The 14,257-nt window shown below is 67.4% G+C and carries 12 protein-coding genes; 6 read left to right on the top strand and 6 right to left on the bottom strand.

Translation table 11 applies throughout. From position 1 onward, the window contains the following. Position 1 precedes the first annotated feature (1 nt). Positions 2-1,252, bottom strand: coding sequence for an MFS transporter (locus A5744_RS19885; protein WP_076063976.1), 1,251 nt, complete (start codon positions 1,250-1,252; stop codon positions 2-4). A 70-nt stretch (positions 1,253-1,322) separates the two neighbouring features. On the opposite strand from A5744_RS19885, the gene A5744_RS19880 reads away from it, so the two are divergent. The 3 genes from A5744_RS19880 to A5744_RS19870 all read left to right on the top strand — a co-directional run bounded on the left by A5744_RS19880 (position 1,323) and on the right by A5744_RS19870 (position 4,490). After that, positions 1,323-2,150, top strand: coding sequence for a uracil-DNA glycosylase (locus A5744_RS19880; RefSeq protein ID WP_076063974.1), 828 nt, complete (start codon positions 1,323-1,325; stop codon positions 2,148-2,150). After that, the gene (locus tag A5744_RS19875; RefSeq protein ID WP_076063972.1) at positions 2,147-3,265 is read left to right on the top strand and encodes an FAD-binding protein; all 1,119 of its coding nucleotides are present in this window, start codon (positions 2,147-2,149) and stop codon (positions 3,263-3,265) included. Before A5744_RS19880 ends, A5744_RS19875 begins: the two co-directional genes overlap by 4 nt. Before the next feature lie 193 nt (positions 3,266-3,458). Beyond that, a complete protein-coding gene (locus A5744_RS19870; protein WP_076063970.1) occupies positions 3,459-4,490 on the top strand; it encodes an LLM class flavin-dependent oxidoreductase in 1,032 nt (343 codons plus the stop codon). Positions 4,491-4,494: 4 nt separating this feature from the next. Here A5744_RS19870 and A5744_RS19865 read toward each other — a convergent pair whose 3' ends face one another. The 3 genes from A5744_RS19865 to A5744_RS19855 all read right to left on the bottom strand — a co-directional run bounded on the left by A5744_RS19865 (position 4,495) and on the right by A5744_RS19855 (position 9,487). Continuing rightward, positions 4,495-8,484: a diguanylate cyclase gene (locus tag A5744_RS19865; protein ID WP_083679348.1), complete on the bottom strand. Its 3,990-nt coding sequence runs from the start codon at positions 8,482-8,484 to the stop codon at positions 4,495-4,497. Between the two features lie 114 nt (positions 8,485-8,598). After that, positions 8,599-9,048, bottom strand: a complete 450-nt coding sequence (locus tag A5744_RS19860; protein WP_076063968.1) for a nitroreductase family deazaflavin-dependent oxidoreductase — start codon at positions 9,046-9,048, stop codon at positions 8,599-8,601. A gap of 4 nt (positions 9,049-9,052) precedes the next feature. Further along, entirely contained in the window at positions 9,053-9,487 is a 435-nt protein-coding gene (locus A5744_RS19855) for an HIT family protein (protein ID WP_076063966.1), read from the bottom strand. Between the two features lie 62 nt (positions 9,488-9,549). Between A5744_RS19855 and A5744_RS19850 the strand changes: the two genes are divergently transcribed. Then, positions 9,550-10,935 carry an amidase gene (locus A5744_RS19850; RefSeq protein ID WP_139331434.1) on the top strand — a complete coding sequence of 462 codons (1,386 nt, stop codon included), beginning with the start codon at positions 9,550-9,552 and terminating at the stop codon, positions 10,933-10,935. Between the two features lie 12 nt (positions 10,936-10,947). Here A5744_RS19850 and A5744_RS19845 read toward each other — a convergent pair whose 3' ends face one another. After that, positions 10,948-11,439 carry a DNA-deoxyinosine glycosylase gene (locus A5744_RS19845; protein ID WP_076063962.1) on the bottom strand — a complete coding sequence of 164 codons (492 nt, stop codon included), beginning with the start codon at positions 11,437-11,439 and terminating at the stop codon, positions 10,948-10,950. 49 nt (positions 11,440-11,488) lie between these two features. Between A5744_RS19845 and A5744_RS19840 the strand changes: the two genes are divergently transcribed. Together A5744_RS19840 and A5744_RS19835 are read left to right on the top strand one after the other, a co-directional pair. After that, complete coding sequence (locus tag A5744_RS19840) at positions 11,489-12,625, top strand: adenylate/guanylate cyclase domain-containing protein (RefSeq protein WP_076063960.1); 1,137 nt, start codon at positions 11,489-11,491, stop codon at positions 12,623-12,625. A gap of 297 nt (positions 12,626-12,922) precedes the next feature. After that, a complete protein-coding gene (locus A5744_RS19835) occupies positions 12,923-13,492 on the top strand; it encodes a hypothetical protein (protein WP_076063958.1) in 570 nt (189 codons plus the stop codon). Positions 13,493-13,522: 30 nt separating this feature from the next. Here A5744_RS19835 and A5744_RS19830 read toward each other — a convergent pair. Beyond that, positions 13,523-14,257 (bottom strand): sensor domain-containing protein (locus tag A5744_RS19830; protein WP_139331431.1); only part of this gene is annotated, 735 nt, incomplete at its 5' end.

Genomic DNA, 14,257 nt, shown 5'->3' with positions numbered 1-14,257 from the left:
CCTAGGCCGTTTCAAGCTCAGGGTTCGACAGCGAACTCGGCGCGCGGTCCAGTTCGCGCAGCGACGGCAGCCCGCAGGCGACGAGCCCGATCAACAGGATGGGCACCGCCAGCGTCAAGAACGTGGCCTTCAGTCCGGCGGCGTCCGCCAGGGGGCCCGCCACCAGCAGGCCCAACGGGCCGGCGGCGTAGGTCAGCCCGGTCATCACGCCGACCACTCGACCGCGCAGATGATGCGGGGCCCGCGTCTGCATCACGTAGTTGTAGATCGGCTGGATCGGCCCGTAGACCACGCCGGTCACCGCGCACAGCGCCAGGATCACCGGCAGCGGCGGCAGGAACGCAATGCCGACCGTGGCCGCACCGAAGGTGAGGGTCGCGGTCAGCACGGCCACGCGTCGCCGCAGGTATCTCGACAGCACCGCATAGCCGAGCGCGCCCGCCACGCCACCAATCGCCAGCGCCATCAACGCCCAACCCAGCTGCGCGGGTTGGTGGTGGTCGGCGAAATACTTTGGAAACAGCACGCTTTCCATCGGCAAGTACAGCGCGGTGACGAACAAGTCGATCACCCCGAGCGTGCGTAGCACCCGCAGATTCCAGACGAATCGCAGCCCCTCGGTGATGCCGGATACCAGCCCGGTCGGCCGGGTTGCGTGGTGTGGCTTGCCGGCACCCTCGAGGCGCAGCGCCCCGATCGCGAGGATCGACAACCCGAACAACCCGGCGGTGAGCCACATGGTGTTGACGCCGCCGACCGTGGCGATCATCAAACCGCCGATGCCCGGACCGACGATGAAGCCGAGGTTCTGAATCGCCTCGTAAATGCTATTGGTCCGGTCCAGCGACCACCGCGCCCGGCCGGCGGCCTCGGGCAGCATCGAGTCCCGCGCCGTCGTCCCCGCCGGGTCGAAAGCGGCCGCGAAGAAGGCCAGCACCGCCAGGTCGACGACGTTGATCGCTCTCGGACCGAAGAACCACGCGATCAGCGGCACCGCCGCTACCGCGGTGCCGGACAGCGAATCGGAGACCAGCGACACCCGGCGGCGCCCGAAGGAGTCGACGGCCGTGCCCGCGACCAGCGTGGACAGCACCAGCGGCAGCGTCATCGCGACCGCCACGACGGACGCTGCCCGCGCGCTCCCGTTGTGCTGCAAGGCCAGCCAGGGGAACGCGACGATCGAGATGCCGGTGCCCGCCGCCGCCATCAGCGTGGCGAACAGGATCAGAACCGCGGGGCCGGTGCTTTTCATGGGATATCGCGGCTGAATTTATGCCAAAGTCGCACTTAGGGCGACCGAATTTTTCGGCCGCACCGCGTGAATGCAGGATGTTCATGTGCTCGTCCATCCGAATACCGGCCAGGCGTTCGGCTCTCCCGTCGCGCCCGGTAGCGGTTGGCCGGGCGACCCGGCCACTCCGCAGACCCCGGTGGCCGCCGACGCCGCGCAGGTTTCGGCGCTGGCGGCCCGGGCCGCTTCGATACCGGAGCTCGATGCGGTGGTCAGCGTGTGCCGTGCCTGCCCGCGGCTGGTCAGTTGGCGGGAAGACGTCGCCGTGATCAAGCGCCGAGCCTTCGCCGACCAGCCCTATTGGGGGCGGCCGGTGCCGGGGTGGGGATCCGAGCGCCCGCGGGTGTTGATCGTCGGGTTGGCGCCCGCCGCGCACGGCGCCAACCGGACCGGCCGCATGTTCACCGGCGACAGGTCCGGGGACCAGCTTTACGCGGCGCTGTACCGCGCTGGGCTGGTGAACTCACCGATCAGCGTCGATGCCGCAGACGGCCTGCAGGCCAACGCAATTCGAATCGCCGCACCGGTCCGATGCGCGCCTCCGGCCAACGCGCCCACCACCGCGGAACGGGACGCCTGCTGGCCGTGGCTGGATGCCGAATGGCGATTGGTGTCCGACCATGTGCGCGTCGTCGTCGCCCTGGGCGGGTTCGCCTGGCAGATCGCGCTGCGGCTGCCCGGTGTCGCCGGAATGCGCAAACCGCGGTTCGGGCATGGCGCCGTCGCGACGCTGCCGTCTGGCGTGCGTCTGCTCGGTTGCTACCACCCCAGCCAGCAAAACATGTTCACCGGTAGGTTGACTCCGGTAATGCTCGACGACGTCTTCGCCCACGCGAAGAGGCTGGCAGGAATCAAGTGACCGATATTCTGGTGTCCGGCGCCAGCGTGGCCGGTACGACCGCGGCGTATTGGCTGACGCACCATGGCTATTCGGTCACCGTCGTGGAACGCCACCCCGGGCTGCGGCCGGGCGGTCAGGCCGTCGACGTGCGGGGCCCGGCGCTCAGCGTGCTCGAACGCATGGCGCTGCGGGCCGCCGCCGATCACCGCCGCACCCGCATCAGAGGCGCATCCGTGGTCGACCGCGACGGCAACGAGCTGTCCCAGGACACCGAATCGACGCCGACCGGCGGGCTCATCGCCAACCCCGACATCGAACTGCTGCGCGACGATCTCGTCGAATTGCTTTACGAGGCAACACAACTGAACACCGAGTATGTGTTCGACGACAGCATCGTCGCGTTGGAGGACGACGGCGCCTCGGTCGCGGTGACGTTCGAGCGGGCCGCCGCACGCAGCTTCGACCTGGTGATCGGCGCCGACGGTTTGCACTCCAACGTGCGCCGATTGGCCTTCGGCCCGGAGGAGCAATTCATCGAGCGGCTGGGCACCCACGCGGCGATCTTCACCGTGCCCAACTTCTTGGACCTCGACTACTGGCAGCGGTGGCATTACGGGGACTCCACCATGGTCGGCGTCTACAGCGCGCGCGACAACTCCGAGGCGCGGGCCATGGTCGGCTTCATGGAGCCCGACCTGCGGATCGACTACCGCGACACCGAGGCCCAGCTAGCCGAGTTGGAACGACGGATGGCCGACGACGGCTGGGTGCGGCCGCAGCTGCTGGAGTACATGCGGAGCGCGCCGGACTTCTACTTCGACGAGATGGCGCAGATCAAGATGGACCGCTGGTCGAAGGGCAGGGTGGCCCTCGTCGGCGACGCCGGGTATTGCTGTTCGCCGTTGTCGGGCCAGGGCACCAGCGTCGCGCTGCTGGGCGCCTACGTCCTGGCCGGTGAGCTCGCCGCGGCGGGTGAGGACTACGAGCTCGGCTTCTCCAACTACCACAAGGAGTTTCACGACTACGTCAAGCGCAACCAGTGGCTGGTGATCGACAACATCCCCGGCGGTGCGCCGATCCCGCAGGATGTCTTCGACAACATCGTGAACTCGCTCACCCTCAAAAACTACTGAGCGTGCGACGCCAACGATCTCCGCGTTGAGTGTGTGCGCTGAAGGCGTTGAGTGTGCGGCCTGGGCGAAAAATCGGCCAAAATCCCGCCCTGTGTTCACGCCCAAAGCTGTGAGTGCACACTCGACACCGTGTGTGCACACCCGACAGCCCTGAGCCGGGAACGTTCACCGGCCCGCATGCGTTGACGCGATCGTGCGACTTTCCGTCCTTGACCTCGTCCCGGTGCGCACCGACCAGACGACCTCCGATGCGCTGGCGGCCACCGTGGCATTGGCGCAGGCAGCCGATCGTCTGGGTTTCACCCGCTACTGGGTCGCCGAACACCACAACATGCCGTCGGTGGGCGCCACCAGCCCGCCGGTCTTGATCGCCTACCTGGCGGCGCAGACCTCGCAGGTCCGGCTCGGGTCGGGTGGCGTGATGCTGCCCAACCACGCGCCGCTGGCGGTGGCCGAGCAGTTCGCGCTGCTCGAAGCTGCCGCTCCGGGTCGGATCGACTTGGGCATCGGCAGGGCGCCGGGGTCCGACCCCGTGACGTCGTATGCCCTGCGCGGCGGCCGTGGCGAGGAAGATATCGAGCGCTTCCCCGAATACCTCGACGACGTGGCGGCACTGATGAGCGCGCGCGGTGTGCGGGTGCCACTCCGTTCCGGGGACTACACCTTGAAGGCCACCCCGGCCGCCGCGACCGAACCCCGATTGTGGCTACTGGGATCGTCGATGTATTCGGCGCATCTGGCCGCCGCCAAGGGGCTGCCGTACGTGTTCGCCCATCACTTCTCGGGCAAGGGAACCGAAGAGGCGCTCGAGCTCTACCGCTCCCGCTTCAGGCCCAGCGACCTCGCGGCGGAACCGGTGACATTTCTGACGGTCAATGCCGCGGTGGCCGAAACACGCGACGAGGCAACGGCGTTGATGCTGCCCAACCTGCAGATGATGGCGAAGCTACGGACCGGGCAACCGCTTGGGCCGGTGCCCTTGGTCGAGGAAGCTCAAGTCGCGGAGCTGACACCGCAGCAGCAGCGCATCGTGGAAAGCGGCCTGCAACGCGCCGTTCTCGGTGCGCCCGCGGAGGCCGCAGAACAGGTGCGGGCGCTTGCCGATCGGTTCGGCGTCGACGAAGTGATGGTCAACCCGGTCGCCTCGGCCCGCCGCGGCACCGAGCCCACCACCGCGCCGGCGCGCGTGGCGACCCTGGAATTGCTGGCGAAGGAGCTCTTCTAGCCGATCAGTCGCTCACTCCCGCTTCGGATTTCGAATCCGAACCGGGTGCGTGGCTGGCAATCCAACGCTGCAATTCGGGTGCGGGCAATGGCGGGCTGTGGACGAAGCCCTGCGTGATCGTGCAGCCATATCGTCGCAGCGCGCTCAGCGTGATCTCGTCTTCGACTCCCTCGGCGACCAGATCGGCTCCGAGGCTGCGAGCCAGCGCCACCGTGGAGCGCACGATGGCGACCGATCGCGGGTCTTGGGCCAGCCGCGCCACGAATATCCGGTCGAGTTTCAGCTCGTCGACCGAGACGTCCTGCAGGCGTGCCAGCGACGACCACCCGGTGCCGTAGTCGTCGATCGAGATGCGGACGCCCAGGCGTTGCAACTCGGCGACGGTGTTTCGGGATCGCACGGAATCGACGAGGGCACTCTCGGTGATCTCGATGATGAGGGCGTCGGGAGGCAGGCCGTAGGTCTGCAGCAGCCGTTCGATGGTGCCGACCAGATCGAGGTCGAGCAGATTCGTCGTCGAGAGATTGACGGCAACCGCCAGCGTGAGGCCCTGAACGCGCCAGCAGTGGATCTGTTCGAGGGCGCGGTTGAGCGTGCGGTTGGCCACCTTTCGCATCAGCCCGGCGCGGTCCGCAGCGGGCAGGAATTCCTCGGGTAACAGCAATCCGCGGGTGGGATGGTTCCAACGCAGCAGCGCCTCGACGCTGTGCACGCTGCCGTCGCGCGCGTTGATCTTTGGCTGGTAATACAGCGTCAGTTCGTCGCCCTCGAACAGCGCCGCGCGTAGTTCGTCGATCAGGTTGGGGTCGTTGTCGCGATACAGCTCGAACGCCGGCTCGTACACCGCGATCTTGCTGTGGGCGGTTTTGGCCTGCGGGATGGCCGCTTCGGCGCGGTTCAGCAGCTCCTGTGGGTGGTCGCAGTGGTCCGGGTAGAGCGCAATCGCGATGCAGGCGTCGACTTGCACGGTCATCGGATCCAGCGCGAACGGCTCGATCAACGCCTCGAGCAAGCGACCCGCCTGTGCGCGAACGGCAATGACGTCGGGCCCGTCGCCCAGCAGGATCGCGAACTCGTCTTCACCGGTGCGCGCAACCACATCCTCACGGCGGACGCTGTTCGCAATTCGATTCGCTATGCGGCACAACAGTTCATCGCCGAAGTGGCGGCCGATCGAGTCGGTGATCTTGTGCAACTCACAGAGCTTCACTATCAGAAGCGCTTGACGCGAGGAGGTCCGCACACCGTGTGAGAGCGCCGGCGAGACTTCCGGCGAAGGACCCGCGCGCACGGAGTCGGCCAGCGCGGTGAGTGCCGTCGCCAGGGAACGCCGGTTGGGCAGCGCGGTCAATTCGTCGGTCATGGCGAGCTTATGGCTTTCGGCCTGCATGCTGACATCCCGGAAGGTCACCGAGAATCGCGCGGTGACCGCGATCAGGCTCAGTGCGGCGAGGGTCGTGGCCAGTCGTGAGTGCTGACTCAAGACGACGACTCCCAGCGCCGCGACCGTGCACGCGACCGGCATGGCGTAGTAGCCAAGTCCGCGCCTCGGTAGCGGCACGACTGATGACCTGGGGGTCCAACTCGCCGTCGCCACCAGTAGCGACGCGGCGGGCCAGAGGGCGTCGAGCGCGCTGCCGACTCGGTAGGTGCCCTCGGAGGTCTGGAACAGGTATGCGGTGTCGGCAACAGCGAAACCGACGAAGCCCAAAACGAGTAGGCCCCAACGCAATCCGTTGCGCCACCCGAGTATCGGCAGCATCCCGGCGACCAGGGCCAGCAGCACCAGATCGCCGCACGGATAGATCAGCCCCATCAGCACGGTCGCCGGGGCCCGGGTCGCGGCCGCGTGGATGGGTCCCGTCCACAGCGCCACGGCCACCGCGGCCGTGGCCAGCCCGCACACCAGCGCGTCGAGGCGGATCGGGATCGGCACCCGTGTCAGGCGCGCCCGCATGACTACCACGAGGCCGGCATAAACCAACGGGTAAAACAGCACGTACTCCGGATCGGCCACCGAGGGTGACTGTCCGTCCGGCACGCGTAAGTCGTAGACGATGTCACCCAGCGCCGAAACCGCCATGCCGGCCGCGATCAGGGCCCAACCCAAACGGTCGGCCGGCACGCGATACGCGCGAGAGGCAATCACCACCGCCGCCAACAGGTTCAACGCCGCGCAGGCGGATTTGGAGAAAACGTTGTGACCGGCATTCGGGTCGAGGATGCTCGTCGCAGCGAAAGCGACCACACCAATCAGCAACAGCACCAAGGCAATTCGTACCGGCGTCGGGGGCCACCGAATGCCGTCGACCGTGTCGTGCGGTTGGTCCGGTGCCGCCGCCCTGACTTCGGCGATCGGCTCGGCCGCGGGCTCCCTCTCATGGTGCACGGCCGTGGCTAGTCGATCCGCTAGCCGATCTTCGCTAGCCCGATCTTGGCTGGCCGCCATCGGTGGGTCACCGAACTGCTGGAACCCATGGGACAAGGGTAGATCGGGCACGAAGCTTCGGATACGTTGGCCGCCTTCGCGTTTGGCGGCATACATCGCCAAGTCGGCGTGCCGGATGAGCTGGTCCACCGTGCAATTGGAGTCGGCGGTGGCCATCGTGAAACCGATGCTCGGTCGGACCGCCACCGGCACACCTTCGATCACGATCGGCGCGGTGAAGGCCTGCAGAACCCGGTGCGCCGCCTCTTGCAATTCTTCGACGGAACCCTCGATGAGCACGGCGAATTCGTCACCACCCAGGCGCGCGACGGTGCCCTTTTCCCCGAGCGCGGCGGTAAGCCGATCGGCGACACGTATCAGCAGTTCGTCGCCGGCCGGGTGGCCCAGGGCGTCGTTGACCAACTTGAAGTTGTCGAGATCGAGACACAGCACCGCGATGGGTGTCGCGTCCGGAAGTCGTTGGGCCACGGCTTGTTCCAATCGGCGCAGGAATTGAGTCCGATTGGCCAAACCGGTCAGGCTGTCACGAAACGCTTCCCGCGCGACTTCGGACAACAATCTCTGGTTTTCGAGGAGCACCACGAATTGCCGGACCAACACGCCGGCGACGAGGATTCCGAGGGCGGCGAGCAGCGGCCCGTGCGCCATCTGGCCCAGCGCGTGGCCCAGCCCCACCGCGGCTGCCAGCAGCAGCGGCAGGTAGGGCAACCAGAGCAGGGCGCGCAACGGTGTCTGATTAGGCGGCGACACCACGGGTGACTCGTGGACGCTGGTCAGGCCGGCCAGCGCGATCATGCCGAAGCCGGCCACCCGCCCCAGATCGGACAGATCGCCCAAGTGATAGCTGCCCACCCCGGTCTGGAAAACCATCGCGATGTCGGCGATGGCGATCGTCCCGATCCCGCCACCCAGCAGGGCCCGGCTCGGGGGTTCGCCGGGACGGGCCCGTGACAGCATCAGGATCGCCGTCGACAGGATGACGACGTCGGCGAAGACCTCCACCAGCGTGGCCAGCCGTGAGCCGGTGTCCTCGCGCAGCTGTTTGTCGAGGACGAATACCCACGAGATGACGAACAGCGAGGTCGCCACGATCAGACCGTCCAGCACCAGGCGGCGCGGACTGTGGCGAGACAGTTTGGACAACAGGACCAATGACGCCAGTGCCCCGATGGGATACAAGGTGAACACGGCCTCGGCCGCGGCGGGGTGAGTGGCGTGCTCGATCACCGGGCGCACCTCGTACACCGACCAGAGGACCTCACCGATCGCCCAGCCCGCGAGGGCCGCCACCAGTGCCAGCCAGCCGAATCGGCGGCGCCGCTCCGTCGAGCAGCGAGCCGCATAGCCGGCGCATGCCGCCGCCGCCACCAGACACAGCGCGAACACGGCTTCGTCCACCGGCCGGGTCGCGTCGGCGCCCTCCCACCCCGAGATCGACGAGGCCACGACCAGAAGCCCCGCGACGCCATAGCCCCCGGCGACGAGCCAACCGACGCGCGCGGGCAGGCCGATGCGCCGCCAGGGATTTCCCGTCCAGCGTGTCATCGCCGCTCCAGCCGATCCGCGCTCTGCGGTGAACGCATCCCGGCTTCACCGCGCTAGGGCAGAATAAACCGCCCGACGGGGTTTGCTGATGCTTTTCCGCAGCTCGTGCAGTTTCTACGCGGGCGTCAACGCGATGACCGGGATCGGCCGCGACGTCCGGCTCTGGTAGCCGCTGTACCGATTGGAGTTGTTCTTGTTGACGAGTTCCCACACCCTCGGATAGTCGGCGTCGTCAGGGGCGATCGTGCGCGAGGTGACCGGGAATCGCCTGGACCCGACGTTGATTTCGGCATTCGGCTGTTTCCGCAGGTTGTGGTACCAGCCGGGGTACTTGTCGTTGCCGCCGGCGGACGCGACGACCAGATACGAGTCGCCGTCCTTGGCGTAGGTCAGCGTGCTGCTCCGCGGCTGACCGGTCTTCGCGCCCACGGTGTGCAACAGCAGGCTGGGCGGCATTCCCGGTATCCGGTGTCCGATGCGGCCGTCGGTCTTCCGGTAGACGGTGTCGTGAATGCGCAGGAACGGGACGAGTACCAGGCGCTCCATCAGTGTCAGATTGTCCATCGGCTCAGTCTGACTGACTCGCGTCGATCCGGGCGAGGGCCTCCCGCAGAATCCGGCCGGTGCCTTCCCGGTCCGGGTCGCGGCGCAGCAGCATCCCCTTGGCGACCGAAAGCTTGTCGCCGTTGCGCCGCGGCAGCACGTGCAGATGAATGTGGCGCACGGTCTGAAAAGCTGCGGGGCCGTCGTTGATCCCGATGTTCGTCGCGTCGGCCAACTCGGTCGCGCGGGCCGCGCGTGCGATTCGTTGGCCGATGGTGATCATCTCGGCCAACGTCTGAGGCGGGGTGTCGGTGACATCGACGGTGTGGCGCTTGGGAAGCACCAGGGTGTGTCCACGGGTGAAGGGGCGGATGTCGAGGATCGCCAGATACTCCTCGTCTTCGTAGATCCGGATGGCCGGTGCGTCCCCGGCGACGACGGCACAGAACACGCAGGACATGTCGCCTACGGTACTGGCTGGCTCATTCGGGGCGATACGCTGCCGCAGTGGACGCTCGCGAGGTGGCCCGCGATGTGGCCTTTGCCGGCGCGGCCGAACAGGCCCGGATGCTGGCTGACGGTGAACTGACCGCCCCGGAGCTGCTCGAGGTTTACCTGGAACGGATTGCGCGGCTGGACAGCGAGCTGCGCTGCTACCGCGTGGTGCTCTCGGACACTGCGCGTCACGAGGCGGCCATGGCGCAGGACCGCCTCGACGCGGGCGAGCGGTTGCCGTTGCTCGGGGTGCCGATCGCGATCAAGGACGACGTCGACGTCGCCGGCGAGGTGACCACCTTCGGCAGCGGGGGACACCGTCCCGCGGTGACGTCCGACGGGGAGGTGGTGCGCAGGCTACGCGCCGCCGGTGCGGTGGTCATCGGCAAGACCAATGTGCCCGAGCTGATGATGTTTCCCTACACGGAGTCGTTGACGTTCGGCGCGACCCGCAACCCGTGGAACCTGACGCGCACGCCGGGTGGCAGCAGCGGCGGCAGTGCGGCGGCGGTGGCCGCTGGGCTGGCGCCGCTCGCGCTGGGATCCGACGGCGGTGGCTCCATCCGGATCCCGGCGACCTGGTGTGGGCTGTTCGGGCTGAAGCCGCAACGCGATCGGATCTCGCTGGAGCCGCATGACGACGCCTGGTACGGCCTGAGCGTCAACGGCCCGATCGCCCGGTCGGTCATGGACGCCGCCTTGTTCCTCGACGCGACGACGACGGTGCCCGGTCCCGAAGGAGAGTTCGTGGCCGCGGCCGCTCGTCATCCCGGCAAGCTGCGAATCGCGTTGAGCACCAAGGTTCCAACGCCGTTTCCTGCCAGGGTGGGCAAGCAACAGCTCGCGGCGGTGGACGAGGCCGGTGCGCTGCTACGCGACCTGGGCCACGAGGTCATCACGCGCGACCCCGAATATCCACCCACGCTCTACACGAACTACCTGCCCCGCTATCTCCGCGGCATTTGCGACGACGCGGACGCGCTGGCCCACCCGGAACGCCTCGAAGCGCGCACCCGAAATCTGGCGCGGGCGGGATCGTTCTTCTCCGATCGGCGGATGGCTGCGCTGCGCGCAGCGGAGGCGTCGCTGAGCAACCGCGTCCAGTCGATCTTCGATGATGTCGACGTCGTCGTCACGCCGGGCAACGCGACGGGCCCGTCGCGGATCGGCGCTTATCAACGCCGCGGCGCCACCTGGACGCTGCTGGCGGCGGGGCAGCGCGTTCCTTATCAACAGGTCTGGAACCTGACCGGCCAGCCGGCCGCGGCGGTGCCGTGGGACCTCGACGGCGAGGGGCTGCCGTTGGCGATACAACTGGTCGGCCGGCCCTACGACGAAGCGACGCTGTTGTCGCTGTCCGCTCAGATAGAGGCGGCGAGACCGTGGGCCCATCGGCGCCCGCCGCTGTCGTGACAGTGCTGGCTCTCACGCCGAAATCACCCGCCAGGCCGCGAGCTTGTCGCCGGGGCGCACGGCATGAGCCGGGCTGGTCGACGGCAGCCGTTCGTAGTGGATCCCTTCGACCGGAGGGACCAGCCTGCGATACAGGTCGGCCGACTTGGCTCCGTTGAAGTAAACCCGCGCGATGGCCGGGTAGTTGGCGAAGAGCTCGGCAAAGTTGTTGGCCACCAAGCTTTTAGGATCGATCGCCGAATCCGCGCTGCCGACCCGACGGCACTGGTGCAGCACATCCCAGAGCGCGACACCGTGTGATAGCAGCGCGACCAGCCGCGAGTCATACGGCGCGGCCGCGTCGACCCCGAAAAGCTCACTGATGATTGGCCAGAACGCATTTCGCGGGTTCGCGTAATACTGGCCCGCGGCCAGCGATTGGACACTCGGAAACGACCCCAGGACCAGCACTGAGGCGCGCTCGTCGACAACCGGCGGGAACCCCTGGAGTAGCGGTGCGCTCATCACCGCACATCATCACTCACGTCATCACTCACCTCGTCGCGCGTCGGCGTTGTACTTTGGCCACGTGGACGACCACGTGGACGAGGATCTGCTCGAGGGGCTCGAGGGCACCGCGCGCGCCGAGCGCGCGGAGCTCGTGGAATGGCTGCTCGAGCAGGGCATCACCGCCGAAGAAATTCGGACGGCCCACCCGCCGCTGCTGCTGGCCAGCCGCCGCCTGATCGGCGACGACGGCACGTACGTGTCCACCCGGGAGATCAGCGAGACCTACGGCATCGACCTGGATCTGCTCCAGCGAGTGCAGCGTGCCATCGGTCTGGCCCGGGTCGACGACCCCGATGCGGCCGTGCACATGCGCGCCGACGGCGAAGCCGCCGCGTTGACCCAGCGATTCCTCGAACTCGGCCTGGATCCCGACAAACTAGTGCTCGTGGTCCGGGTGCTCGCCGAAGGCCTGTCGCGCACCGCCGAGGTCATGCGCTTCACCGCACTCTCGGCGATCATGCGGCCAGGAGCCACCGAGCTGGAAATCGCCAAGGCCTCCAAGGCGTTGGTCGGCCGGATCGCGCACCTGCTCGGACCGCTCGTCGAGAACATGCTGTTCATGCAGCTGCGCCACACGATGGAAACCGAGGCGGTCAACGCCGCGGAGCGGGCCGCCGGCAAGCCGCTGCCCGGCGCGCGCCAGGTCACCGTCGCATTCGCCGACCTCGTCGGGTTCACCCGGCTCGGCGAGGCGATTCCGGCCGAAGACCTGGGCCAGCTCGCCAGCCGGCTGGGCTACCTCGCCCGCGACGTGACCACACCGCCGGTGCGGTTCATCAAGTCGATCGGCGACGCGGTGATGTTCGTCTGCCCCGAACCGGCGCCATTGCTCGATGTCGTGGTGAAGCTGGTCGAAACCGTCGACACCGACAACGACTTTCCCCGGTTGCGGGCCGGAGTGGCCTCCGGGATGGCGGTCAGCCGGGCCGGGGACTGGTTCGGCAGTCCGGTCAACGTTGCCAGCCGCGTCACGGGTGTGGCGCGACCGGGCACGGTGCTGGTCGCCGATTCGGTCTGGGAGGCCATCGCCGATGCCGGTGATTTCCAGGGGTCGTTCGCGGGGGCGCGCCGCCTCAAGGGCATCAAGAACGAAGTCAAACTCTTCCGGATTCGCCGGGGCGGACAAGTCTCCGACACGTAGGGGCAGGCCCGGGCGACTCCTGGGGGGCGTCTGACTTTACGTCCTACGCGGCCGGTTTCTTTCCCCTACTTCCGGCACTTCGAGATGGTCGCTTCCGGGCCTGCTTCGCTCCCAAAAATACGCCCCCCGCCGCTGCATATCAACGGTTTTCCCGCGCCGGGACGCGATCGTTCGCGCGGCGGACAGCGCGTTGCGTCGGTGCTACTCGCCGCCGTCGCCGGCGTGCGCGACCTCGGCCCCGGTTCGCTCCGGGTGAACACGGTTCCCTTACTGGTGTAAGCATGTAATTATGTAATCATGAAATCACATCACACCGGCGGGCGGCGCTACGGCCGCCCCGGGGGCTGGCACCAAGCCCAGCAACCGGATGCCAGCGGCGCCGCGGAATGGTTCGCCGGACGCCTACCCGAAAGCTGGTTCGACGGCGATCCCACCGTCATCGTCGACCGCGAAGAGATCACCGTCATCGGCAAGCTGGCCGAACCCGAGGGCGATGAGAGTGAGGCCCGCGCCGAAGGCCGGGTGTCGCGGTTCCGGGAGGAGACGCGCTCCGAGCGGATGAACATCGCCGACGAAGCGCAGGATCGCTACGGGCGCAAGGTTTCCTGGGGCGTCGAGGTCGGCTCCAAGACCGGCACGGAGCGAATTCTGTTCACGCACATCGCTGTTCCCGTGATGACGCGTTTGAAGCAGCCAGAACGCCAGGTGCTCGACACGTTGGTCGACGCCGGTGTCGCCCGGTCCCGTGCCGACGCATTGGCCTGGGCGGTCAAGCTGGTCGGTGAGCACACCGAGGAGTGGCTCGCCAAGTTGCGCGACGCGATGTCGGCGGTCGATGATCTGCGCGCGGAGGGGCCGGACCTGTAATCGACCAAGCCGTATGACTTTTCGTTAAGACTACTCGGTCTCGATTTTGCCGACGATCTTGTCGGTGATCTGGCCGCCCTGATCGGTGATGTGATAGCCGCACGCGTTGACGTCGACGATCACATTGTTCGCCTGGCTCATCGCGCGCTCGCACTCCCAGCCGTCGGCGCCTTCTTGGGTATCCAGCACCGTCATTTTCGGTGGGCTGCCGTTGATTTGGGCGAACGTCCACCGATACGTCTTGCCCTTGTTCGTCACGGTCACCGTCTTACCGGCGCAGCCTTTCCACTTGCCGGCGGCGGTCTGCATGAACGACTTGGCTTTATCGGCCGACGGAAAGCGAATTACGGCCTGGTTGACCCAATGGTCGTAGTTATCCCCCGGCTCCGACGACACCAGTCCGCTCACCCCGGTATAGCCGCTGCCCGCGTACACCGGATCCTGGCTGGTGTAGAGCGCGCCCTGGCAGTCCGGCGACGACAGCGTCACCGACGAGGTATCCATGGACTGAATGGGTTTGCCGGGCTCCATGGTCGACGAGCCCATGATGGAGTTGATGTCCGACGGGCCCAACAGGAGCGCGCTGAGGCGGTCGGCCGGTATCGGGTCCGGCGGCGGTGGCGCCGGTTTGGGCCGGATCATCAGCCAGATACCCACGCCGGCGACGGCGACGACGAGCACAACCGCGACCGCGGCGATGATGGGCCAGGGGTTGCGTTTGGGTTTGGGTGGTTGGTTCCAGGGTTGTTGGGGTGGGGGTGGTTG

This window comes from Mycobacterium sp. IS-1264 (assembly GCF_001954195.1).
In the GTDB taxonomy this organism is placed as follows: Bacteria; Actinomycetota; Actinomycetes; order Mycobacteriales; family Mycobacteriaceae; genus Mycobacterium.
This window is presented reverse-complemented; position numbering and strand designations above follow the sequence as displayed.

Coding starts and splice junctions, on each gene's coding strand:
- A5744_RS19845 (WP_076063962.1), bottom strand. CDS start 11,439: ATGAGCGCACCGCTACTCCAGGGGTTCCCGCCGGTTGTCGACGAGCGC.
- A5744_RS19835 (WP_076063958.1), top strand. CDS start 12,923: ATGAAATCACATCACACCGGCGGGCGGCGCTACGGCCGCCCCGGGGGC.
- A5744_RS19855 (WP_076063966.1), bottom strand. CDS start 9,487: ATGTCCTGCGTGTTCTGTGCCGTCGTCGCCGGGGACGCACCGGCCATC.
- A5744_RS19885 (WP_076063976.1), bottom strand. CDS start 1,252: ATGAAAAGCACCGGCCCCGCGGTTCTGATCCTGTTCGCCACGCTGATG.
- A5744_RS19880 (WP_076063974.1), top strand. CDS start 1,323: ATGCAGGATGTTCATGTGCTCGTCCATCCGAATACCGGCCAGGCGTTC.
- A5744_RS19860 (WP_076063968.1), bottom strand. CDS start 9,048: ATGGACAATCTGACACTGATGGAGCGCCTGGTACTCGTCCCGTTCCTG.
- A5744_RS19865 (WP_083679348.1), bottom strand. CDS start 8,484: ATGACACGCTGGACGGGAAATCCCTGGCGGCGCATCGGCCTGCCCGCG.